This window comes from uncultured Campylobacter sp. (assembly GCF_937980635.1).
In the GTDB taxonomy this organism is placed as follows: Bacteria; Campylobacterota; Campylobacteria; order Campylobacterales; family Campylobacteraceae; genus Campylobacter_B.
In genome coordinates this window covers 88,748-111,012 of sequence record NZ_CALJPG010000037.1, presented here as the reverse complement: position 1 = coordinate 111,012, position 22,265 = coordinate 88,748, and the positions used below count along the sequence as shown (strand labels likewise).

Sequence of the window (22,265 nt, the reverse complement as noted above, 5' to 3'; positions counted from 1 at the left end):
TGCATTATTTTAGTCCCAAGCTCGTTAGATCGTGAATATGCAAGATCCCCGCGGGCACGCCATTTTCGACTACGGGTAGGACTTGAATTTTGAATTGCTCGATCAAATTTAACGCATCTATTGCGAGCATATTTTTATCATCCAGCATTTTAGGGTTTTTGGTGGCATATTTTAGCGCGCCGTCATTGATGTCAAAATCCTCTCGCATCAGCGCACGCCGCAGATCGCCATCACTTAAAATCGCCTCAAGCGCGCCCTTTTCGTTCACTAACAAGACGGTGCCGAGCTTTCCGTGCGTCATAACGTCGATAGCTTGTTTTAGGCTGGCGTTACGGTTTGCGAGCGGCAAATTTTTACTTTGCATCACGTCCTTTACTTTGACGAAAAGTCGCTTGCCTAGGCTTCCACCGGGATGAAAATTTGCAAAATCTTCTTTACCGAATCTACGCTGTCTCATCAAACAGATCGCTAACGCGTCTCCTAACGCAAGTGTTAGCGTCGTAGAAACCGTAGGCGCGGCACCTAGCGGGCAAGCCTCTTTGACGATACCAAGGCTTATGAACTCATCGCTAACCTTACCGAGCGAGCTGTTTTTATCGCGCGCCATCGCGATGATCTTCACGCCGAAGCGTTTGAGATGAGGCAGAATTCTAACCAGCTCCTCGCTCTCGCCGCTAAAGCTGATCGCAAGCACCATATCGTCCTTGCCGATCATGCCCAAATCTCCGTGCAGCGCCTCGGTAGGGTGGACGAAAAACGACGGCGTGCCGGTGCTGGCAAGCGTCGCAGCGATCTTGGCGCCTATGTGTCCGCTCTTACCCACGCCGGTGACGATTACCTTGCCCTTGCAAGCTAGGATCAAGTTTACGGCTCGCTCAATTTCGCCGCCGATAAGATCCACATGCCGCAAAAGCTCCGCTCCTTCGAGCCTCAGCACCTCTCGTGCCGTATCTAAAATTTCACTCATTCAACCTTCTTTTTAAAATTTGCCTTCATTTTGTGCCTCTTTGCGCCGCGTCTAAATTTGAGCTAGCTAAAATTTCACGCCTTTGAAATTTACACCATAAAATTCTAATCTACAAAATCGCCGCGCTCCCCTGCCTGCTCACCGCAGGCTTGCTAGACGCTCTTTAAATTTTGCTTTACGCCGAAATTTTGCGCTCGAAATTTTACTTGCCGCTTTGAAATTCCAACGCTGCAAAGCTCGCTCACATCGCAAAATTTCAGACCCGAGCGCTAACCGGCGCCATTAAAATTTCACTTGCCCGCCGCAGATCGAATCCGCCTTGCACGCTAAATTTAGCCTCGCTTACATCAAATAAATCACCGGCACAATGGTCGGATATTTTTTGATCTTTCTAAAGATGTGCTTTCGCACAGCCTGGCGAATCTTGCCCTCCAGCGCCCAGTGATCGAGCAAAATTTCATCTTTTAAATTCGCTAAAAACTGCTCGATGATGCCCTGCATCTCTTTGGTAAAGTGCGCCGTTTGGTTATCGGCAACGAGCCCGTAGGTGATGACGCGCGTCTGGATGAGCCTTTTTTCGTTTTTGTCGATCTGCGCGATGATTACCGCGACGCCCGCATCAGCTAAATTTTGACGGTGCTTGACGATCTCGTCGGAGATCTGCTTGTTGATCTGATTATCGATGAAGACCTTGCCCGTCTTGACGGTCTTGACGCGCTTTAGATATTTTTCGCAAACCTCCATCTGATCGCCATCGTTCATCAGATAGATATTTTTCTCCTCGATGCCGCACTCCATCGCAGTTTCTTTGTGCTTTACGATGTGGTTGTACTCGCCATGCACAGGTAGGAAAAATTTCGGCTTTATCAGGCGCAGCATAAGCTTTTGCTCCTCGATTGAGGCGTGCCCGCTTACGTGTATCTCGCTGAAGTCCTGATACGCGACCTTTGCACCGCTTTTTAGCAGATAGTTAAGCACGGTCGAGACACTACTTTCGTTGCCGGGGATCGCCTTAGCGCTGATGATTACCTGATCGGTGGATTTGATCTTGATATATTTGTGCTCATCCGTCGCCATGCGGTACAGCGCGCTCATCGTCTCGCCCTGCGAGCCGGTGGTTACGATCAAAACCTCATTATCGGGGTATTTGGAGACCTGATCGGCATCGACGAAGATTTTTTTGTCTAAATTTACATATCCAAGCTCCATCGCGGTAAATAAATTCCGCTCCATGCTTCGCCCGATGACGCAAACCTTGCGGCCGTATTTTACACCGCGCTCAATAGCCTGATAGACGCGGTGGATGTTTGAGCTGAAGGTGCTCATTATCACGCGCCCCTTACAGCTTGAAAATATCGTATCAAAGGTCTTGCCTACCGAGCTTTCGGACTTTGTGATCCCCTCTTTGTGCGAGTTCGTGCTATCGCTCATCAAAAGCATAACTCCGCGATCGCCGTAATAAGCTAGGCGGTTCAGATCAGTCGGATAGCCGTCAATCGGCGTGTGATCGATCTTAAAATCGCCCGTATGGATGATCGTGCCCGCTTTCGTTGTGATTGCAAGCGCGCTTGCATCGATAATCGAGTGCGTTATATGAATAAACTCAACCTCAAAATCGCCGATCTGATAGAGCTGACGCTTCTGCACGGGACGGAAGTAGCTACGCTCGGCTTTTAGGCCGTGCTCTTCAAATTTATTGCTTATCATCCCCAAAGGAAGCGGCGTAGCGTAGATCGGGAATTGAAATTCTTTGAAAAAATATGGCATCGCGCCGATATGATCCTCGTGCGCGTGCGTGATAATGATGCCTTTGATCTTGTTTTTTATCTTGCGAACGTAGTCAAAATCTGGGATCAAAATATCCACGCCAAGCATACTCTCCTCCGGAAAGCTCATGCCCACATCGACGATGATGGCACTCGTATTGGTCTCAAAAACGGTCATATTCGCGCCGATCTCGCCCAGTCCGCCAAGCGGCGTGATACGCACCGTCTCATCGCTGCGGTTAGCATTTTTAAGCGGATGCAAGCGCTCCTCGTGGATCAGCTTATTTTCCGCGATCGCCTCTTCCATCGCCTTTTGCCACGGCTCGTTACCAGTAAGACTTTTTGGCATATTTGAGCGTTTTTTGTGCTTTTTCTTTTTCTGAGCGTCTGAAGAGTTGTCGTCTAAGGCGTTAGAATTTGCGCTTTTTGCGTTATTGCCGTCTAGTTTTGCGCGGCCCTCGCGGTTTAAATTTGAACCGCCCGCGCCGTTTTCGTTGCTTTTTGGGTATGCGCCGCCGAAATGCGCACCACTCGCGCCGTTCGAATTGCCGTTTGACGAACCGCTAGCAGAATTTGATCCGTTGCGGGAGCCGTTTTTTGGACCCTTTGAAGGAACGGAATTTTGCCCGTTTTTCGCGCCTTTGTTTTTGCGAGAGCCGTTTTCATGCTCGCCGCCGAATTCTGCGCCGCCCGCAGAGCCCTCGCTTGCGATAGATTTTTTTAGATTTTCCTTGCGTTTTTTATAGCGATTGCTTTTTTTGAGTCGTTCGACGCCGTTTTCATTTCTGTTTTCTTCCATCTTTTACCTTTAAATTTTTAAAAATTTCTAAAAAAAGGGTGGAATTTAACTCGTGTGCCCGAACTGTGGGCGGAATTTTCAAATTTAAAAAGATCTCTTCGGCTAAGCCTCTATCAAATTTTGCGCTTAAATTTTTAATAAGCGTCTTTCGCGGCGCGCTGAAAGATACGCGCAAAAAGCTTTTAAATCTCTCGTATTCATCGGGGCTTTGCGGCTTGCCGCGCATCTTCGCATCGCGATCGTTTATGCCAGCTTCGGGATGCAACGCAAAATGAACGCCTCTAAAATTCCTGCGCTTTAATAGCCGCATAACCGACGAAGTCACCTTCGGCGCGGGCTCGAAACAGTCGGGCTCAACGTTGAACAAAAGCTCGCAGCCGCCCGCAAGATCGGCCAGGATCGAAAGGGCGCTAAAATCGCTCTGTCCGGCTTTGGCGCAGAATTTTAAAGCGACTTCCTTTTGGATCATCACCAAAAATCCGCTGCATAGCTCATCGTCGATCGCCTGCAAAATCATCTTCGTAGCGACGTAGTAGGGCAAATTTGCGACTAAAAAATATTCGCCGCGTTCAAGTCCCCGCTCCTGCCAAATCCGCAAAGCATCGCCCAAAACGAGCTCAAGCTCGCCGCTAGCGATCTGCTGCGCAAATTTAGCGCTTAAAATTTGATATAAATCTTCATCTATCTCGAAACTTTTTAATCTGTAAAATTCCAAAAGCTTACGAGTTAAATCACCTAAGCCAGCCCCGATCTCAACGACATTCTGTACATTCTCGGGAATCGCTTGGATGATCTTGTTTAAAACGGCTTCGTCTTTTAAAAAATTTTGCCCGAACTCTTTTTTCGCCCTAATCATCGCGAGAGTCTAGCCAAATTTTACTTATAAAGTCATTATGTTAAGTAAAATTTGGCTAAAATCATAAAAAATTTTATTATGAAGGGCTGCTTTGAATAGATTCGCAAAACGCATAATCCCATGCCTAGACGTCAAAGACGGACGAGTAGTAAAGGGCGTAAATTTCGTAGGTCTCGTGGATGCGGGCGATCCGGTCGAGATAGCCAAACGCTACAACGAAAAGGGCGCGGATGAGCTGTGCTTCCTAGATATCACGGCGTCGCATCTGGGGCGCGATACGATCGTGGACGTCGTGGAACGGGTTGCGCGCGAGCTTTTTATCCCGCTGACCGTGGGCGGTGGCATCCGCACGATCGATGACATCTCTCGCCTGCTAAACGTCGGCTGCGATAAGATCAGCCTCAACTCCGCCGCGATAAAAAATCCGAATTTAATAGACGAAGCGGCGAATAAATTCGGCTCGCAGTGCGTCGTAGTCGCGATCGACGCGAAACGAAATTCTAGTGAAATTTCGCGCGGCGATTTACGCGACGCGATACGGAATTTGAACGCAAATTTACGCAACGAAGCACAGAATTTTAGAGAGACTTCACGCAGCTCGCAGGGTGAAATTTTAACTGGGAACGGCGGGCCTTGCGGCTATAGCGTGTTTATAAACGGCGGTAGGCTAGATACAGGCAGAGACGCGCTTGCTTGGGCGAAAGAGGCGCAGGAGCGCGGCGCGGGAGAAATTTTGCTCACGTCGATGGACTGCGACGGCGTTAAAAACGGATTTGAGTTAAATTTAACGCGGATTTTTAGCGCGCTTGATATCCCTGTGATCGCAAGCGGCGGTGCGGGTAAAATGGAGCACTTTAAGGACGCATTTTTAGCGGGCGCAGACGCATGTTTGGCAGCATCAATCTTTCACTTCAGAGAAATCGAAATCAAGGCACTAAAAGCGTATTTGCGAGAACAAAATATCGAAGTGAGACTGTAAATTTGGCCAAGTTTATACCGCAGGATTGAAACTTAGCCGCCAAAGCAACCAAACAATTAATTTTATTTCAGCCTTTCATTATCTTGCAAGTTTTTTGACAAGTATGATTTTGCTTAGATAAAATTTATTCGTTTTAGCTAAATCATAAGCTTTTTTAAATACTTTTCCATCTTCTACCCGCCACCTACGCTGCTACCATTATGGAAGGTAAGGGTATAGCTCTCCTAGATATTTGCTTAATTTGATTTTAATTTTATCAGATAACTTACCACGATAAAATTTCAAAATTTAGCTTTAAATTTATCGTCATTTTGCTATGATTAGTGAAAAATAACGAAAGCGTGAATGAGTAAATGATAATATCTGCCGGACGAAATGAAATTTTTGATTTTGCCATGCCTATGGGCGTAGGGCTAGTGGATATGAGTATAAATTTGACTAAATTTTTATGCGAAAATAGAAAAAATTTGCCGAGCGAGATCATTTTCGTGGGTTCTGCAGGGCTATACAAAGAGGGTAAAATTCTAAAAATTTATGAAAGCAGATCGGCTGTAAACTACGAAATATCAGCGCTTTATGGGCTTTCATACTCTCCAATTAGCTATGAAATTCTAGCTAGGAATTCTACCAATGTTTCATATGAAACAATAACTAATAGCTCAAATTTTATCACGACCGATAAAAAATCTGCGCTAAAATTTTTTGAACGAGGTTATTTTTTAGAGAATATGGAATTTTTTGCGGTTCTTAAGGTAACACAAAAATTTCAAATTCCCGCTTACGGAATTTTTTGTGCGACGAATTTTTGTGATTCAAATGCTCACGTAGATTTTTTAAAAAACCACGCCGCCGCAAAAGAAAATTTAACTAAATATATAAAAACCAAGGCATTAATTTGAAAAATATCTTTGATTTTACGATGAAAGAGCTTGAAAATTTCGTCGAACCAAAATTTAGAGCCAAGCAAATTTGCGAATGGATTTACAAAAAGAACGTGGACGACTTTGCACAAATGCTAAATCTACCAAAAGAAATCCGCCAAAGTTTAGCCCGAAATTTTTATTTAGATCCACTTGAATGCGTCAGATCCGAAACAAGTAGCGATGGCAGTATCAAATATCTTTTCGCTCTTAAAGACGGCAAGACGATAGAAAGTGTCTTATTGCCGATGAAGGATGAGCTGCGAGATGAAAACGAAAAAATTATAAGACACGCGCGCTACTCAATCTGCGTAAGTTCGCAAGTGGGTTGCAAAATTGGCTGCAGCTTTTGCCTGACAGCAAAAGGTGGCTTCGTACGGAATTTAACTCCAGGCGAGATCGTGGCTCAAATTTGGCTCATCAAGAAAATGAACGCGATCCCGTACGAGCGCCGCGTCAATGTCGTATATATGGGGATGGGCGAACCGCTTAATAACCTAGACAACGTTGCCAAAGCTGTGCAAATTTTAAAAGAAAACGACGGACTCGCCATAGCGCCGCGTCGCCAAACGATAAGCACTAGCGGACTTTCTACGCAGATAAAAAAGCTTGGCGAAATGGATCTTGGCGTGCTACTCGCGATCTCGCTGCATGCAGTGGATGACGAACTGCGTGAAAAACTAATGCCGATAAATCGGGCCTACAATATCGCATCGATCATGCAGGCGGTGCGCGAGTTCCCAATCGATCTGCGAAAGCGCGTGATGTTTGAATACCTAATGATCGATGGCGTAAACGACCGCTCAAGCGATGCCAAAACGCTAGTGAAGCTTCTGCACGGCATTCGCGCAAAAGTAAATCTGATCTATTTTAATCCGCACGAAGGCTCAAGCTTTGGCAGGCCAAGCCCTGAAAATATGGTGAAATTCCAAGATTATCTCTGCGCGCACGGCATTACTTGCACGATCCGCCAGAGCAAGGGGCTAGATATCAGTGCGGCGTGCGGACAGCTCAAGCAAAGAAACGAACAAGGTAAAATTTCGGCTCAAAGTGGTATCAGTGCCGATAAAATTTCGAACAAGTAGAGGAAAAATTCGGCGATTATTTTCAGATCATAAGGCAGATCAGTAAAAAATTTATAACGGAGTAGCAATGGACGCGCAAAAATAATGGAGGAGATCGGCGTCTTCTTAGACAGATCGCTGCTTAAAAAATCCAAGATCACAAAGGCGGAAATTATCCGCTTTATCGAGGCAAAATGGGCGGAGGCGGACGATGAGAAATACCGCGTCTACGCCTCATACATCTACGCGGCGCGCATGGTAAATGAGTACAAATGGGCGGGCGACGCCCCAAATATGTTGCGCTGGCTAGGCGAGATGGATAAGCACGCCAGAAGCAATGAAAATCCGCCCTATGTGAGCGATTATTACAAAGGCGAGTGCTGCTTGGAGTGCGGCGTGGAGCGGGAGGCGCTTAAATTTTTGCGCAAAAGCTACGAAGCTAATGAAGAGTATCTTTTCACCCGTAGCCCAAAGGTCGCGGAGTTTTTTAATGCGCATCTTGCAGAACCTAAAATTTTACCTAAATTTGAAGATGAGGAATACGAGGACTTTAGCTTCCCGCTGCGACTGGAGTATTTCGGTAAAGCTTTAGAGCAAGAGGGCGAGTTTCGCTGCACCTTTTTAGATGAAGACAGCGAAGAGACGGACGAGCCAAGCCGGGCGCAATCGGACGCACTAGAGTTTCTAAAGCAAAATCAGGAAGAAATTTTAACGGGCATCTTAAGCGAAATTTTAAAAAACTACCCAAAATGGCAGGAGATCTACGACTATCCGAGCGAGACGAAAAGCGATTTCATGCCAGGCATCTGCACGTCGCAGGAGCTTAGCGAACTATTGGAGCTGCAAAATATCTATATCCTAGACAGCGCGAAAATCGGCTTTGAGTTTAGCTGCTCGTGGGACATGGAGCATGGCCTAGGCGTGATGACGCGCAAAGGCAAGGTCGTAAATATCGGCGAAGCAGAGGTGGCGTTTTTAGTTGTTTGAATTAATAGGTAATTTTAATAGCATAAAATTACCTATTAATTACTTTTAGCTAAAACTACGCATTTTTTCTTTATTTCTTCCGCAACAATAAATATCTATGCAAATACAAGAATCGCAATAGTATAAATTCGCGAATTTACAATCATGATTATATAAAGCGTGATAAACATAGAATTTATTCACAGATGCCACACATCTCCTCTTTGGTATTTATAAAATTTCACGCATATATGCTGTCGTGCCGACATTTCTATATTTCCATGCCATCAAACTTGCAGTTGCAAAAGGAATACCAAAATAATCCGCAAGCTTTTACTTATCTCTTGGTTTCAAGTTTTTATACTGTAGGATATCAAAGACATTCAATAATTATCGCCCAAAGCTCATACCTCTACTTGGTGGTGTTATCTTTATTGTGCGCTCTTGTTTTTTACTATTCTCTAAATTAAGCACTCTCTTGCAATACTCTCCAAAAGAAGCTACTACCACTCCCGTTCCCATGCTTGCTATCAATGCTGAGTTTTCTAGATTGACCAAGCCTCCGGTTCCACCTTTTTGCTTAAATAAAAAATTAGCATATTCGTCAAATTCTTTTTTGCATATTCCATGTTCTTGATTGTATTTTTTAAAAGAATCGACATCGGATTTGAAATCTTTTATACTACCGCCCAACCTATCTTGAAGCATCCAGTATTTATGAGCTTTGAGTTCAAATTTATAATTATCTTTGCTACCGAAAATAAATATATGAAACCCGCCGTCTAACCAAGTTGAATTATATGTCTTTATGGCCTTGGCGCTTTCTTCCCAATCTTTATATTTATTCTTTTCTAAGGATAAATTCTCAAATGCTCTTTTAAACTCTATAAGTAAAAACTTCCCATTATTATGAGTTAGGACATCGCCTAGTTTTTCTACATCGCCATCAAATGGAGCTATATCGATGCCTAACAAACATTGCTTTACAAAATAATACTCTACTGTTTTTTCCCACCACAACATTTTCATCCTTTATTCAAAATTACTAATATTCTAATTATGAATTATAGCTATCACAAAATAAAATCGTCTTAAAATTTTCAAATAACTATAGATGAGAAATTAATAAATTAATGCCGTTGTAAGCACAAAATTTTATAAAAACCAGTAAAAGCAAAATCCTCGTCATAAAAATAATCATCGCCGCTTCAAAATTTTATTGAGTTGCTTAAATTTTACCTATTTTCGCGAGATTATAAAACTCTTTTGCGGCATCAAATTTGCTTTTTATCTCGTATCGTTCGCCGCTCAGTTCAAAGCAAATCGCATTCGCGTGCAGTAGCAATCTCGGCGCTCCCGTCGTTCTGATCCGCTCCGTCTCATCCATATTTTTATCCAATATCAGCTCCGCTTGCTCTCGAGAAAGCCCATACAGCGGCTCTCCCAATATCGGCGCACCCGCGGCGAATAGATGCAGCCTGATCTGATGCTGCCTACCCGTCAGCGGATAGCACTCAATCAGGCTAGCGTCTATGTCCGAGAGATATCGCAGCGGGCGAATCAGCGTGATCGCCTCCTTGCCGTCGCGCGATATTTTCATACGAATTTTAAGATCGGCAAACTCGTCGCTAGTGGCGATCGGAGCATCGATCACAAATCCCTCAAAATCCTTTAAAAATTTCAGTTTCTCGCTAAATTTTGCGTATTTTGTAGGCTCGAATTTTTTCAAATTTACACAGCCCGTAGAAGTATCCAGCAAAGATTTAGCCACAGATAAGGCGCAAGGTTTATGTCCGTTATCCGCGCTACTCATCGCGATAGTGGGTTTAAGCTTATCACTCACGCCGCAGGATAAGGCATCAAATTCAAATCCGCCGCCAACATCGCCAGTAGGAGCGCCAGAATTAAATTTAGCTTGCGCGCCGCCAGATAGAGTGCTGCACCATAATCCCCTACTCGCACCATTAGACAAGATATTAAATCCAAATTTATCGCCCGCTCCTTTTAAAGCTCGCATATCGCGCAGATCTGATACGCTACTTGGTAAACTCACAGCATCGCCCGCAAATTTTGATCCGCAAATTTCATCAAAGCCTAGAGCATAGCAACTCTCTATCTCACCATTGCAAGCGGCACTTTGCAAATCAGCTTGCAAGCCCTCTCTCAAATCCCCTCGCACGAGCGCTAGATAGCTTTTCATCACCCTACGCTGTTCGAAGCACTCTTTAAGCTCGCGCGCCGCGTCTTTATCCTTAGCGACGATAAGAATTCCGCTGGTTTCTAAATCAAGCCTGTGCGCTACGCACGCGTCCTGCCCGTATAGCGACCAGATCTCGTCATACATATTATAAGGCGAGTTGCGCCCGCTCGGATGGCTAAGAATTCCGCTCGGCTTGTCAAATGCCGCAAACGCATCGCACTCAAAGATAGGCTTCAGCCCGCGCGGCTCGCATTTGTAATCGATCAAAAAAATTTCTCCGTGCGCGACGGAATTTTTATGCAAATTCTGATCCTCTGCATCGGTTACGCGATGCTTGTCACAGATGCGCTGCGCGGATTTCATGTCGTATCCGAGGCTAAGCAGAATTTCGTAAATTTTGCGCCCCTCAAAGCTTCCCAAGCTTCTTTTCTCATAACCCATATTAAACTTTCAGCCCCATTTTTATATAATTTTTGCCATCATTATACAAGAAATTCTAACCGAAAGGCTACTAAAATGGTCGAAAGATACGCAAGAAAAGAGATGTCTGAAAAATGGAGCTTGCAAGCCAAATACGACGCGTGGCTAAAAGTCGAGCTCGCAGCGGTTAAGGCGTGGAATAAGCTAGGTTTAATAAGCGACTGCGATAAAGATAAAATTCTACAAAACGCAAGCTTTAAAATCGAGCGGATAGATGAGATCGAAAAGACGACCAAGCACGACGTCATCGCGTTTCTAACGAGCGTGAGTGAGAGCCTTGGGCAGGAGAGCCGCTTCGTGCATTACGGCATGACTAGTAGTGACTGCATCGATACTGCCGTCGCGCTACAAATCAAAGAAAGCATGGAGCTCATCATCGAGGATGTGCAAAATTTAAAAGCCGCGATAAAATCTCAAGCCATGAAGCATAAAATGACGCTGATGGTCGGGCGCAGCCACGGTATCCACGGCGAGCCGATCACTTTCGGACTCGTGCTTGCGGTCTGGTATGATGAGATAAATCGCGCACTAGAGCTTTTGCAACATGCAAAAAGCGTCATCAGCTACGGCAAAATAAGTGGTGCGATGGGGAATTTTGCCCACGCTCCACTAGAGCTGGAAGAGCTGGTGTGCGAATATCTGGGGCTAAAGCCCGCCCCCGCGTCCAATCAAGTCATCCAGCGCGATCGCTACGCGCAGGTAATGAGCGCACTTGCGATCCTAGCTTCCAGCTGCGAAAAGATCGCTATCGCAATCCGCCACTATCAACGCACCGAGGTTTATGAGGCAGAGGAATTTTTTAGCCCCGGTCAAAAAGGCTCTAGCGCGATGCCGCACAAACGAAATCCTGTTCTTAGCGAAAACGTAACGGGACTATGCCGTATGATCCGCAGCTTTGCGATACCCGCGATGGAGGACGTAGCGCTATGGCACGAACGCGACATCAGCCATAGCTCGGTCGAGCGATTTATCCTCCCCGACGGCTTTATAACTGCTGATTTTATGCTAAATCGCTTGACAAGCTTGATCGAAAAACTGCTCGTATATCCCGAAAATATGATGAGAAATCTAAATTTAACCGGTGGGCTCGTGTTTTCGCAGCGTGTGCTGCTAGAGCTGCCTAAACGAGGAGTTAGCAGAGAGGATGCCTATAAGATCGTACAGCGTAATGCGATGAAGGTCTGGGCGGATCTGCAAGAGGGCAAAAAAGCTATAGATGAGCAAGGGCATAGCCTATTTTTACAAAATCTGCTCGCAGATACAAAGCTGCGAGAAAAACTAAGCGAAAGCGAGATCAAAGAGTGCTTTGACTACGGATATTACACCAAAAACGTAGACGCGATTTTCGCTAGGGTTTTTGGCAAATAGCAGGCACGGCGACTTGCTATTTTAAAGCTCCGAGCAAGCCTACAAAATATAGCGAAGCGGCTAGAAATTTATGTTTGCGCCGAAGCGCTTTAAAAACAGTGATTGAAATTTTAAAATTTTGACAAAGATAAAATTTTAGTAAAAGCGTAGCGCTTGCGGATAAATCTGGCATCTAAATCCGCACGACCAGAAACCACTGCTTTTACCGTAAATTTTTTCTACGGTTGCAACTAACCTTAAAATCGTAAAAATTTAATGCTTTAAAACGGTAAAATTCTTCGGTGTAGTAGTTTTATAATTTTACCGCAAAATTTTAAGTGCTAATCTCAAAGCTATAAATGCGAGATTTCCATCAAGCAAAATGGCACTTCTGCGTTGGCTCAAGCTAGGAGTCGTGAGATATCCGAAGCAATTATGAAACAAATTTAAAGTGGCAAATGGAGACATTGATAAAATTCCGCTTTTTCAACTTGGAATTATAACGATTCTTAGAAAAAAGTGGATTGAGTAAAATTTCATAAATTCCATCAATTTAAGCGCTTAGCAGATAGCACTAAAAATAGGAAATTAAGCTTGGGTAATGATATTTTTAAAAATTTTAAAATTTTATACGCGTAAGCGGGTAAAATTTGACGTCTAATATCGGCAGCACCCTTGATCATCATATATTACGTCTGAATTGCTAGCAAATTCAGGATTAAACAATCCTGCCTGCAATTTGACATCTAATAATTATTTGGAATTTAAAAGCGGATGGAGCAGGAGTTCGTTCGCTCCATCCTGCGCTAGCACGTTAGAATTTTTAGAATTTAAAGTTATATCCTAGATATAGCCCGTGGTTGGTTTCATATACTTTATCTAAGTCTTCATCTAGTTTGCTAGCCTTGTATCTTGTATAGTCCGCCTTGTAGCCAAACTCGATCTCGTTATGCTCATCAAAGCTATATAAACCGCCCAGTCTTGCGCCAATGACCCAACCCGGTGCGGTCTTAGATGCGGAGCCGCTAGTGCCGTCAAAGTCGTTATAAGAATCTTTGTATTTCAAAAATGAAACTCCTGTATATGCGCCCGCTACGAGTTTAAAGCCATTTGTAATCTCAGGCGTAAAATCCCCACCTACTAGCAGGTTATGTTTGCTCCACTCGTGCTTGAAATTTCCATATTCATCACTGCCGCTTTTTGAAGTCTTGAAGTCATACATATACTCACCGTATGCTCTAGCTATACCAAAATCATAGCCGCCTTTAAAACCTATCGCAGCTTGCCCTTTACTGTCTTTATCTGTATCCGAATAATCCTCGTCCGTCCACTTAGAAGTAATGCTAGATTTAAATGAATAATCCCCCTCGATGCCTAAAAGTAAACCCTCGCTAGAGCCTACGCTAACGCAAGCCGCAGCGGCAAACGCCGCGATTAAAATTTTGTTTTTCATATTTTCTCCTTACAATTTATGATTTCAAGGCTTCTCGCCACAGCCGCTCTTACCGTTTTATAACTTACGATCTTTGAGCCTCCTCCACCGGATTCGCTTACAAATCCGTTTAAAATTTGTTGATTATAATAGCCCCCCCCACTTAAATTTCGATAAATTTTTAAGGTAAAACGCAGAATTTTATCTCACTCGCCTTGGATAAAATTTTATCTCGCTTGCTAAGGACAGAATTCTATCTCGATTGCCAGCACGGAATTCGACGAAATTCTACGCCACCTCCCTTAGGCAGCTAGCAAATTTAAATGCCAGAGCCATTAAAAAATAATCTGTGATGAAATTTAAAGCGCTTATTTAGTTGCTCGTTTTTATCTATAATTTAAAATTTACACACGAGATAAGTGCCGTGTTACCGATAGTAACTGCACTTTTAAAAATTTAAGACGATTTGATTTGGAATTTATAAAATTCCCGCCTCATTTTTGTATCATAAGCCAAATCCAAAAAAGGAGTATCTATGGAAGAACACAAAGTGGAGTTACGCAACTCCCGCTTACAAGGGCCGCTGGACTCAGACGTAGACGAGCTAGGTTTAGACAGGCTCACCGACACCGTGCCGTTTCCTAAGCGCGGCGTAATTATCATGGCGATTGCCGCTGCAGTGGGCTTTGCGCTATATGCTGCACTACCATTTGAGCCCAATGTCAAAAAAGGCCTTGCGCTGCTTGCTTTCATCGCGATTATGTGGCTTACAGAGGCTGTGCATATCACGGTAACCGCGCTTATGGTGCCGGTGCTTGCTGTAGCTATCGGACTTGGCAAATTCGCTAAAGATGGCACTTTCACGGCTGCCACCATCAAAAGCACGCTTGCAAATTTTGCAAACCCTACGATCTTTACTTTTTTCGGCGGTTTTGCTCTGGCAACGGCTCTGCATATGCAAAAGCTAGACAAAAAGATCGCGATGTGGCTAATCGCCCGCGCAGGCGGTCGCTTGGGTGTAGCTGCAATTTTGATCTGCCTTGCTACGGCGATCCTTTCGATGTGGGTTTCAAACACCGCAACTGCTGCGATGATGCTTCCAATCGCGCTTGGAATTTGTGCTAATATGGACGAGAGCAAAGATCGCGGCACGCTCGTGTTTTTGCTTTTAGGCATCGCGTATTCTGCAAGCATCGGAGGTTTGGGCACGCTCGTGGGATCTCCGCCAAATTTAATCGTAGCTCAAGCCTTGCACTACAGCTTCGCAGACTGGATGAAGGTGGGTTTGCCGCTAATGTGCGTGATGCTGCCAATAATGCTTGTGGTGCTTTATATAATTTTCAAGCCGAATTTAAGCCATAAAGTAGAGATGGATCTGGAGCATATCCCTTGGACTCGCGAGCGCGTTATTACGATCATCGTATTTGCTCTAACAGCGCTTGGCTGGATATTTTCAAAGCAAATTTCAGCCCTTGTGGGCTTTAAAGTGGACGATGCTTACGTCGCCATCTGCTCGGCAGTCGTAATCGTCATACTAGGGCTTGCCAAATGGCACGATATCGCAGAAAATACCGAGTGGGGCGTGCTACTGCTTTTTGGCGGCGGACTTACGCTAAGTGCGGTTTTAGGGGATTCCGGAGCCTCTAAGGTGCTTGGCGATCTAGTCGCGCACACTTTCGGCGGAGCGCCTACTTACATCGTACTTTTAGTAACAGCGGTTTTCATCATCTGCCTTACAGAATTTACGAGCAATACCGCCTCTGCTGCACTTTTAGTGCCCGTATTTGCGGGTGTAGCGGCTCAGATGGGACTACCGAAAGAAACTCTTACGATTATCATCGGCGTAGGCGCGAGCTGCGCTTTCGTAATGCCGGTAGCGACGCCGCCGAATGCTTTGGTTTTCGGCACGGGACGTATCCGTCAGATAGAGATGGTGCGAAGCGGCGGAATTTTAGCTGTGGTTTCTGCAATTTTGGTCTCGGGCTACGCGTATATTTTTTACTCTTAAAATTCCGTCAAAATTCTATAGTCCGAGTATCTGCTCGGACTAAATATATTTATAAGATATATTTTTAAACTCCTAAATTTTCGGAATCTTTATAAAAAAATTCTAATTTAATACTATTTTAATCAGTTATCTGTATAATATGCATATTTTACGGAAAGAAGAATTTATGGATTTTGATTTTATAGCTAAATTTAGCCCGATGTTCATAAAGGCGGGAATTTTAACGCTAAAGCTCGCATTTTACGGGATTTTACTATCCATCATCATCGGTTTTATCTGCACGCTGATAAAATATAAAAGATTGCCGCTGTTAAGCCCGCTCGTGAGCGCATATATCGAGCTATCGCGCAATACTCCGCTTTTAATTCAGCTATTTTTTCTATACTACGGCCTGCCGAAGCTGGGCGTTCAAATTTCAGGCTTTACCTGCGCGATCGTGGGGCTTGCGTTTTTGGGCGGAAGCTATATGAGCGAGAGCTTTAGGCTCGGTTTTGAGGCGATAAAAAAATCCCAGATCGAAAGTGCGATGAGCCTAGGTCTTAGCGAAGCACAGATAGTCTTTTACGTCGTGCTGCCGCGCGCCTTTGCGATCGCCCTGCCCTCTATCAGCGCAAACATAATCTTTCTGCTTAAAGAAACCTCGATCGTTAGCATCGTAGCGCTCGCCGATCTCGTTTATGCCACAAAGGACGTGATCGGGCTGTATTACAAGACGAACGAGGCGCTATTTATGTTAAGCGTTTCGTATCTGATCATAATCCTGCCGCTTTCGCTAGCGCTTACGCTGCTTGAAAAGCGCCTTGCGTATATGAGAGGCTAGCGATGGAACTCTTAAGCGGCGAAAATTTAATCAGGCTTCTTGGCGGGCTCGGGATCACGCTGCAAATCGCGCTCATTTCGATCGCGGTTTCTCTCGCTCTAGGCTTGGTACTTGGAATTTTAATGGCCTCTGGGCGCAGAGCCTTATACATCCCGCTTAAAATTTGCCTGGAGATCGTGCGTATCATGCCGCCCATCGTTTGGCTATTTATCGTATATTTCGGCGCGAGCAAGGCATTTGGCATACACATCTCAAATATCGCGGCTTCGATCATAGTCTTTAGCGTCTGGGGCGTTTTTGAGATGATGGATCTGGTGCGCGGCGCCGTGCTTAGCATCCCTAAGCATCAGTTCGAAAGCGCCGAAGCACTCGCATTTAGCAGATCTCAAATTTATCTCTACGTGATCCTGCCGCTTGCGATGAGGCGCCTAGTGCCCGCAACGATAAATTTATTCAGCAGGATGATAAAAACAACCTCGATCGCCGTACTAATCGGCGTCATCGAGCTCGTCAAGGTCGGACAGCAGATCATCGAAGTAAACGTCTTCCGCGACAATTACGCGCCGCTAATCATCTACGGAGCGATATTTTTCGTATATTTTTTGATCTGCTATCCGATCTCGGCGCTTTCGAAAAAACTAGAAAACAGGTGGAGCTGATGGAAATTTTAAAAATCGACAAAGTCAATAAATTTTACGGCGAGCTGCACGCGCTAAAGGACGTCAGCCTTAACGTCGCGCAGGGCGAGGTCGTTGTGATCCTAGGCCCTAGCGGCTGCGGCAAAAGCACCCTACTTCGCACAATCAATGGGCTAGAGCCAGTACAAAGCGGAAATTTTATAATCGAGGGCGAGCGGATCGATCAAAATTTCAAAGAGTGGCGTAGGATCAGACAAAAGATCGGTATGGTCTTTCAAAGCTACGAACTTTTCGATCACTTAAATGTGCTGCACAACATAATCTTAGGTCCCGTGAAAGTCCAAGGCGTACCGCGCGAGCAAGCTGTAGAGCTAGCCAGGCATTGGCTCAAAGTCGTAGGACTAGAAAATAAAGAGCGAGCCTACCCCAAAGAGCTTAGCGGCGGGCAAAAGCAGCGTATCGCGATCGTACGAAGCCTTGTGATGAAGCCCAAGATCATGCTTTTTGACGAGGTTACCGCGGCACTTGATCCCGAGATCGTGCGCGAGGTGCTAGACGTAATGCTAAATCTCGCCAAAGAGGGGCAGACGATGCTAATCGTAACGCACGAGATGGGCTTTGCGCGCGCCGTAGCCGATCGCATAGTTTTTATGGACGACGGGCATATAGTGGAGATTAGCGAGCCCGAGGCATTTTTTACCGCTCCAAATAGCGAGCGCGCGAAGAAATTTTTAAATATGTTCGAATTTAAAAAATAAATTTTAATAAAGGAGAAAAGATGAAAAAAACGCTAAGCACGCTTTTTATCTTAGGTGCGTTATTTTTCGCAGGTTGCAACGACGAGGGCAAAGGCTCCTCAAATTCCGCGCAAGGCTCCGTCGCGTCGCAAAGTTATATCGACGGGATTAAAAAGCGCGGCGTAGTAAGGATCGCCGTTTTCGGCGACAAGCCGCCGTTTGGCTATATCGACAAGACGGGCAAAAACGCGGGATATGACGTGTATTTTGCAAAACGTATCGCAAAGGAGCTTTTGGGCGATGAGAGCAAGGTGCAGTTCGTGCTCGTAGAGGCCGCCAATCGCGCGGAATTTTTGGCGTCGGATAAGGTCGATATCACGCTTGCAAATTTTACCGTCACGCCAGAGCGCAAAGAGGTCGTGGATTTCGCACTGCCGTATATGAAGGTAGCCCTCGGCGTCGCGAGCAAGGATGGCGATATCACCGATGTTTCGCAGCTTAAGGACAAAACGCTTTTAATCAACAAAGGCACGACCGCGGATCTGTATTTTACGAAAAACCATCCCGAGATTAAGCTTTTAAAATTTGACCAAAATACCGAGACTTTCGGTGCGATGCTGGACGGCAGGGGCGATGCGATCGCGCATGATAATACGCTTTTGTTTGCGTGGACTAAGTCAAACCCGAGCTTTAAGGTGGGTATCCGCTCGCTGGGCGATCAGGACGTCATCGCGCCTGCGGTCAAAAAGGGCAACGACGAGCTTCGCAAATGGCTTGACGATCTAATCGTAAAGCTCGCGGACGAGAAATTTTTCCATGCCGACTACGACGCGACGCTAGCGCCGGTATACGGCGACGACATCAAGGCTGACGACGTCGTAATCGAAGGCGGGAAGCTATAAATTTAGATTCGCCGTCTAGTTTAGCGGGGCGATCTTACTAAGCCCCGCAAGCTCGCAGCGACGCTGGCGCTGTAGCTTTACCAAAACGGCATCCATAAACGCCCATAGGCGGCGAGCGCTTTTATAAGCTAGCTAAATTTATCGATCTATAGCAGCAAAGCTTTGCTCTCGCACGGTAAATTTAGCCGCCGAGTAAATTTTAGCCGAGCCGAAACGCAGCTTAGCGCAGGTCGTCGCGGCAAAATTTAAGTCACGCGCGGCGGCGTAAAATTTCAAGCAATAAAAATTCTAACGCAAACTGCTCGTGCGGTAAAATTTATGTCGCACGAGGGATGATAAATCGCAAGCGCTCGCTCGTTAAACGGATCGAGAATTTATAAAATTTTATCGGCTCAAGGCGGCTCGTAAATTCTGCGCGGCTAAATTTTCCGTACCGATTTAAGAGCCAAACGCACAATCTGCGCAACGCATTCATTTCCACGCCCAGCTACACAGCCCATCTGTGCCGCTAAACCTACGATCCTGCGCGCTTTGTCTGCATATCTGTGTGTCGCCGGAGCCGTATACGACCCGCCGCCGTCATACTCTACCGCGCCGCCGCCCGCCTCATTCGCTCCAAATTTTGCGGTTCAAATTTAGCTCGCTCACGATACCCACAAGCGCGCCGATCTCATCTACGTAAAGCTCTATCGTGGCGTCCTGCTTTAGCGAGCAGTCGATTCTAGGCTCGAAATTATCGCGCCAGGTCTCGATCGCCATGTAAATTTTATCCTCCCTTAGCACCGCGTTTATCTGCGAGCCCAGCCTTAGATAGACCTCCGTCAGTCGCTGCATCAAAAGCGGCGTCAAAGCGTATCTCGCACCCACCTGATCGGTCGTATAGACGTCGAAAAACTCCTCAAATTTCACGTCGTCCATATTCGCTCGCTGCCCGTATCTGCGCAGATTTCGCGAGTTTTTGTGACATACCCGCACCTCGCAGCTAAGCCTTTTGTGAAAGTCCGCGACGAAAAGCACTCCTTGGAATTTTACGTCGGTGCGAGTGCCGTTTTTGGTGCGCACCTTTTCGGCGGCGTAAAAGTCGCTGAATCTAACGCGCACGCCCTGCACCTCCCCGTTCATCATATCCTCGCTCGATTGCTCGTTTATGTAGCAGTCGTAAATTTCAAAAAACTCATCCGTCCCCAGCCCGCCATTTTCATCGTAGCTAAGCCCGAAGCTTTTTGCGATGCTCGCGACGACCCTGTTTTTAAAATTTGATCTGAAATTCCGTCTTTTGCTCGCCGTCAAAAGAGCGCTCACGACGCCGTAAACGGAGATGCCGAAAAATATGCCGGGCGCCGCTTCGTCCCAAAAGCGCGCCACCAGCGCGCCCACGCCGGTCCCTACGACAGCGGCGATTAGACCGGCCTTTTTCACCGCTTTTTGCAGCGCCGCACGCTCATCCTCCAGGCTCTGCAGATCAGCCAAAAAGTTAAATTTTGACCCGGCTACTCCGCTCTCTTTGCCCCCGCCCTCACCTTCGGCGACTTTGGGCTCAAACCTTCCGTAAGTAGCGCTCATGCAGCTGTCGCTGTCTTTAAAGCCGCTACCCTCGCCCGCTTCAGCTTTTAATACCTGCCTCTCTTTCGCATCAGCGCTTAAAATTTGCCCATCTTGCGCTGCGCCCTGCCCTAGCGCGCCCGTATCTTGCGCCGTATCAAAGCCGCTAAATTTATCAAAATTTGCGCGTTGCGCGCCCTCATTTTTGCCAAAGCTTAGGCTGTAAAATAGGCGGTAGAGTAGTCCATTTAAGAGGGGAAAGATGATGAAAAGCGCGACTATAAGCCAGTTCGTATCAAACGAGACGGGCTCTGCTCTAGTATTTAAAAGCACGTAAAGCCCGAGCAGCAGCAGGGCTATCAAAAATGAGACGAGCTTGCTAATGCGCGCGAGCTTTTCGCGCCGTTTTTCAAGTAGGTAAAGCTCCTCTAAATCGCCGTTTCTATCCATAATCCGCCTTTTGTAGCGCATTTAGCGCCGGTTTATTTGCCGCGCGCCAAATTTAAACGCTCGCGCGCCGCCGCCTGATCGCCGCTAAATTTAGCGCAAAACTCGCGCCCTACTGCGAAATTTTAAAATTTGCTCCGTCGCTTTAAATTTGGCTGTTATAAAATTTTAAATTTCGTCCTTGCCGCGCCGCAGTTCGTTTAATGCGGACAAATCTTTAGCGCCTCTTTCAGCCGCCCGAGCCCGTCTTTTAGCAGCGCCCTAGAGGTCGCGATATTTAGGCGCAAAAATTTCTCGCCGCCCTTGCCGTATTGCGCGCCACAGGAGAGATACAGCCCTGTTTTTTCGCGGATGAAGCGCGCAAGCTCCGCGCTATCCTGCGTGTAAGCGCCCGCATCAAGCCACATCAGATAGGTCGCGTCTTGCGGCACGACGCGCACCTGCGGAAGCTCACGCGCGATAAATTCCGCCGCGAATTTACGATTTTCGCTGAGGTATTCGCGCAGAGCATCCAGCCACGCCGCACCCTTCGTAAATGCGGCGATCGCTCCTTGGACGCCGAAAAAATTCGGCTCGGCGATGTCGTCGGAATTTAGCGCCTTTGAAATTTTATGACGCAAGCGCTTATCAGCGACAAAAACTGCCGCGCTTTGTAGCCCCGCGATGTTAAACGCCTTGGTTGGCGCGATTATGCTAGCCGAAATCCTCTCGCAGATCTTACTTGCCGCAGCGAATGGCGTGTAACGCACGCCCGGCTCGGTCAGATCGCAATGCACCTCATCGCTAAGCACCGTCACGCCGTGCTTCTCGCACAGCTCGCCGATACGGGCGAGATCGTCCCTGCTAAAGGTACGACCGACCGGATTGTGCGGGTTACAAAGGATAAAAAGCGTCGTCTGCGGATCGGCGAGCTTTGCCTGTAGATCCTCCCAATCGATGCTATAATTGCCGTTAGCGTAGGCAAGCTCGTTTTCTATCGGCACGCGGGCGGCGTTTTTGATGCAGTAGTAAAAGCAGTTATAAACCGGGCTCATCAGCAGCACGTTTTCGGCGGGCGAGGTGAGCTTGCGGATGATCGAATCGATCGCGGGCAGCGTGCCGCCGGCATAGATCAGCCACTCCTTTTGAATTTCATAATCGTGGCGCGCGAGCCACCAGCCTTGATACGCGCTGCGCCACTCATCATCTACAAGCGAATAACCCAAAACCCGCTCGTTCAGCCGCTTTTGCAGAGCCTCGATGATCTCGGGCGCTACGGCAAAGTCCATATCCGCGACCCACATCGGAAGCTCATTCTCGCCCACGTCCCATTTAAGCGACTTCGTGCCGCGGCGGTTCGGCAACGTGTCGAAGTCGTATTTCTCTTTACCGAAGGTAAAATCAAAAAGTCCCATC

The 22,265-nt window shown here is 46.4% G+C and carries 18 protein-coding genes; 10 read left to right on the top strand and 8 right to left on the bottom strand.

The genetic code is table 11. The features are described 5' to 3' along the window. Positions 1-4: 4 nt before the first annotated feature. The 3 genes from Q0460_RS10490 to rsmA form a co-directional block, all read right to left on the bottom strand. A complete protein-coding gene (locus Q0460_RS10490; protein WP_299086676.1) occupies positions 5-967 on the bottom strand; it encodes a KpsF/GutQ family sugar-phosphate isomerase in 963 nt (320 codons plus the stop codon). 342 nt (positions 968-1,309) lie between these two features. Then, a complete protein-coding gene (locus Q0460_RS10485) occupies positions 1,310-3,532 on the bottom strand; it encodes a ribonuclease J (protein ID WP_299086674.1) in 2,223 nt (740 codons plus the stop codon). Next, positions 3,513-4,388, bottom strand: coding sequence for a 16S rRNA (adenine(1518)-N(6)/adenine(1519)-N(6))-dimethyltransferase RsmA (gene rsmA, locus Q0460_RS10480; RefSeq protein WP_299086672.1), 876 nt, complete (start codon positions 4,386-4,388; stop codon positions 3,513-3,515). The genes Q0460_RS10485 and rsmA overlap by 20 nt, the downstream gene beginning before the upstream one ends. Positions 4,389-4,479: 91 nt before the next feature. Here rsmA and hisF point away from each other — a divergent pair, with 91 nt between their 5' ends. From hisF to Q0460_RS10460, 4 genes are all read left to right on the top strand, one after another. Next, a complete protein-coding gene (hisF, locus tag Q0460_RS10475; protein ID WP_299086671.1) occupies positions 4,480-5,367 on the top strand; it encodes an imidazole glycerol phosphate synthase subunit HisF in 888 nt (295 codons plus the stop codon). Between the two features lie 353 nt (positions 5,368-5,720). Continuing rightward, on the top strand, positions 5,721-6,266 hold the full coding sequence (locus Q0460_RS10470) for a purine-nucleoside phosphorylase (protein ID WP_299086669.1): 546 nt from the start codon (positions 5,721-5,723) through the stop codon (positions 6,264-6,266). Beyond that, the gene (rlmN, locus tag Q0460_RS10465) at positions 6,263-7,372 is read left to right on the top strand and encodes a 23S rRNA (adenine(2503)-C(2))-methyltransferase RlmN (protein ID WP_299086667.1); all 1,110 of its coding nucleotides are present in this window, start codon (positions 6,263-6,265) and stop codon (positions 7,370-7,372) included. The genes Q0460_RS10470 and rlmN overlap by 4 nt, the downstream gene beginning before the upstream one ends. Before the next feature lie 84 nt (positions 7,373-7,456). Beyond that, positions 7,457-8,338, top strand: a complete 882-nt coding sequence (locus Q0460_RS10460) for a hypothetical protein (RefSeq protein WP_299086666.1) — start codon at positions 7,457-7,459, stop codon at positions 8,336-8,338. A gap of 369 nt (positions 8,339-8,707) precedes the next feature. Here the strand turns inward: Q0460_RS10460 and Q0460_RS10455 are convergent, their stop codons facing one another. Continuing rightward, positions 8,708-9,340 (bottom strand): hypothetical protein, encoded by a 633-nt coding sequence (locus Q0460_RS10455; RefSeq protein ID WP_299086664.1) that lies wholly within the window; start codon positions 9,338-9,340, stop codon positions 8,708-8,710. Positions 9,341-9,545: 205 nt separating this feature from the next. Further along, positions 9,546-10,958 (bottom strand): RluA family pseudouridine synthase, encoded by a 1,413-nt coding sequence (locus Q0460_RS10450; protein ID WP_299086662.1) that lies wholly within the window; start codon positions 10,956-10,958, stop codon positions 9,546-9,548. 75 nt (positions 10,959-11,033) lie between these two features. On the opposite strand from Q0460_RS10450, the gene purB reads away from it, so the two are divergent. Further along, positions 11,034-12,365, top strand: a complete 1,332-nt coding sequence (purB, locus tag Q0460_RS10445; RefSeq protein ID WP_295152648.1) for an adenylosuccinate lyase — start codon at positions 11,034-11,036, stop codon at positions 12,363-12,365. A gap of 802 nt (positions 12,366-13,167) precedes the next feature. On the opposite strand, the gene Q0460_RS10440 is transcribed toward purB, so the two are convergent. After that, positions 13,168-13,797, bottom strand: a complete 630-nt coding sequence (locus tag Q0460_RS10440) for a hypothetical protein (protein WP_299086660.1) — start codon at positions 13,795-13,797, stop codon at positions 13,168-13,170. A 640-nt stretch (positions 13,798-14,437) separates the two neighbouring features. Here Q0460_RS10440 and Q0460_RS10435 point away from each other — a divergent pair. The 5 genes from Q0460_RS10435 to Q0460_RS10415 all read left to right on the top strand — a co-directional run bounded on the left by Q0460_RS10435 (position 14,438) and on the right by Q0460_RS10415 (position 18,881). Further along, positions 14,438-15,784, top strand: coding sequence for a DASS family sodium-coupled anion symporter (locus Q0460_RS10435; protein WP_299086695.1), 1,347 nt, complete (start codon positions 14,438-14,440; stop codon positions 15,782-15,784). Positions 15,785-15,950: 166 nt separating this feature from the next. Further along, the gene (locus Q0460_RS10430) at positions 15,951-16,604 is read left to right on the top strand and encodes an amino acid ABC transporter permease (protein ID WP_299086658.1); all 654 of its coding nucleotides are present in this window, start codon (positions 15,951-15,953) and stop codon (positions 16,602-16,604) included. A 2-nt stretch (positions 16,605-16,606) separates the two neighbouring features. Next, positions 16,607-17,263: an amino acid ABC transporter permease gene (locus Q0460_RS10425; RefSeq protein ID WP_299086656.1), complete on the top strand. Its 657-nt coding sequence runs from the start codon at positions 16,607-16,609 to the stop codon at positions 17,261-17,263. After that, the gene (locus Q0460_RS10420; RefSeq protein ID WP_299086654.1) at positions 17,263-18,000 is read left to right on the top strand and encodes an amino acid ABC transporter ATP-binding protein; all 738 of its coding nucleotides are present in this window, start codon (positions 17,263-17,265) and stop codon (positions 17,998-18,000) included. The genes Q0460_RS10425 and Q0460_RS10420 overlap by 1 nt, the downstream gene beginning before the upstream one ends. Positions 18,001-18,020: 20 nt before the next feature. Continuing rightward, positions 18,021-18,881 carry a cysteine ABC transporter substrate-binding protein gene (locus tag Q0460_RS10415; protein WP_299086653.1) on the top strand — a complete coding sequence of 287 codons (861 nt, stop codon included), beginning with the start codon at positions 18,021-18,023 and terminating at the stop codon, positions 18,879-18,881. Positions 18,882-19,487: 606 nt separating this feature from the next. Here the strand turns inward: Q0460_RS10415 and Q0460_RS10410 are convergent. Beyond that, positions 19,488-20,873 (bottom strand): DUF3137 domain-containing protein, encoded by a 1,386-nt coding sequence (locus tag Q0460_RS10410; RefSeq protein ID WP_299086652.1) that lies wholly within the window; start codon positions 20,871-20,873, stop codon positions 19,488-19,490. A gap of 197 nt (positions 20,874-21,070) precedes the next feature. Continuing rightward, positions 21,071-22,264: a MalY/PatB family protein gene (locus Q0460_RS10405; protein WP_299086651.1), complete on the bottom strand. Its 1,194-nt coding sequence runs from the start codon at positions 22,262-22,264 to the stop codon at positions 21,071-21,073. Between the last annotated feature and the right edge of the window lies 1 nt (position 22,265).

Coding starts and splice junctions, on each gene's coding strand:
- Q0460_RS10490 (WP_299086676.1), bottom strand. CDS start 967: ATGAGTGAAATTTTAGATACGGCACGAGAGGTGCTGAGGCTCGAAGGA.
- Q0460_RS10405 (WP_299086651.1), bottom strand. CDS start 22,264: ATGGGACTTTTTGATTTTACCTTCGGTAAAGAGAAATACGACTTCGAC.
- purB (WP_295152648.1), top strand. CDS start 11,034: ATGGTCGAAAGATACGCAAGAAAAGAGATGTCTGAAAAATGGAGCTTG.
- Q0460_RS10460 (WP_299086666.1), top strand. CDS start 7,457: ATGGAGGAGATCGGCGTCTTCTTAGACAGATCGCTGCTTAAAAAATCC.
- Q0460_RS10420 (WP_299086654.1), top strand. CDS start 17,263: ATGGAAATTTTAAAAATCGACAAAGTCAATAAATTTTACGGCGAGCTG.
- Q0460_RS10430 (WP_299086658.1), top strand. CDS start 15,951: ATGGATTTTGATTTTATAGCTAAATTTAGCCCGATGTTCATAAAGGCG.
- Q0460_RS10435 (WP_299086695.1), top strand. CDS start 14,438: ATGGCGATTGCCGCTGCAGTGGGCTTTGCGCTATATGCTGCACTACCA.
- Q0460_RS10455 (WP_299086664.1), bottom strand. CDS start 9,340: ATGTTGTGGTGGGAAAAAACAGTAGAGTATTATTTTGTAAAGCAATGT.
- Q0460_RS10485 (WP_299086674.1), bottom strand. CDS start 3,532: ATGGAAGAAAACAGAAATGAAAACGGCGTCGAACGACTCAAAAAAAGC.
- rsmA (WP_299086672.1), bottom strand. CDS start 4,388: ATGATTAGGGCGAAAAAAGAGTTCGGGCAAAATTTTTTAAAAGACGAA.
- Q0460_RS10410 (WP_299086652.1), bottom strand. CDS start 20,873: ATGGATAGAAACGGCGATTTAGAGGAGCTTTACCTACTTGAAAAACGG.
- Q0460_RS10415 (WP_299086653.1), top strand. CDS start 18,021: ATGAAAAAAACGCTAAGCACGCTTTTTATCTTAGGTGCGTTATTTTTC.
- Q0460_RS10425 (WP_299086656.1), top strand. CDS start 16,607: ATGGAACTCTTAAGCGGCGAAAATTTAATCAGGCTTCTTGGCGGGCTC.
- Q0460_RS10450 (WP_299086662.1), bottom strand. CDS start 10,958: ATGGGTTATGAGAAAAGAAGCTTGGGAAGCTTTGAGGGGCGCAAAATT.
- Q0460_RS10470 (WP_299086669.1), top strand. CDS start 5,721: ATGATAATATCTGCCGGACGAAATGAAATTTTTGATTTTGCCATGCCT.
- Q0460_RS10440 (WP_299086660.1), bottom strand. CDS start 13,797: ATGAAAAACAAAATTTTAATCGCGGCGTTTGCCGCTGCGGCTTGCGTT.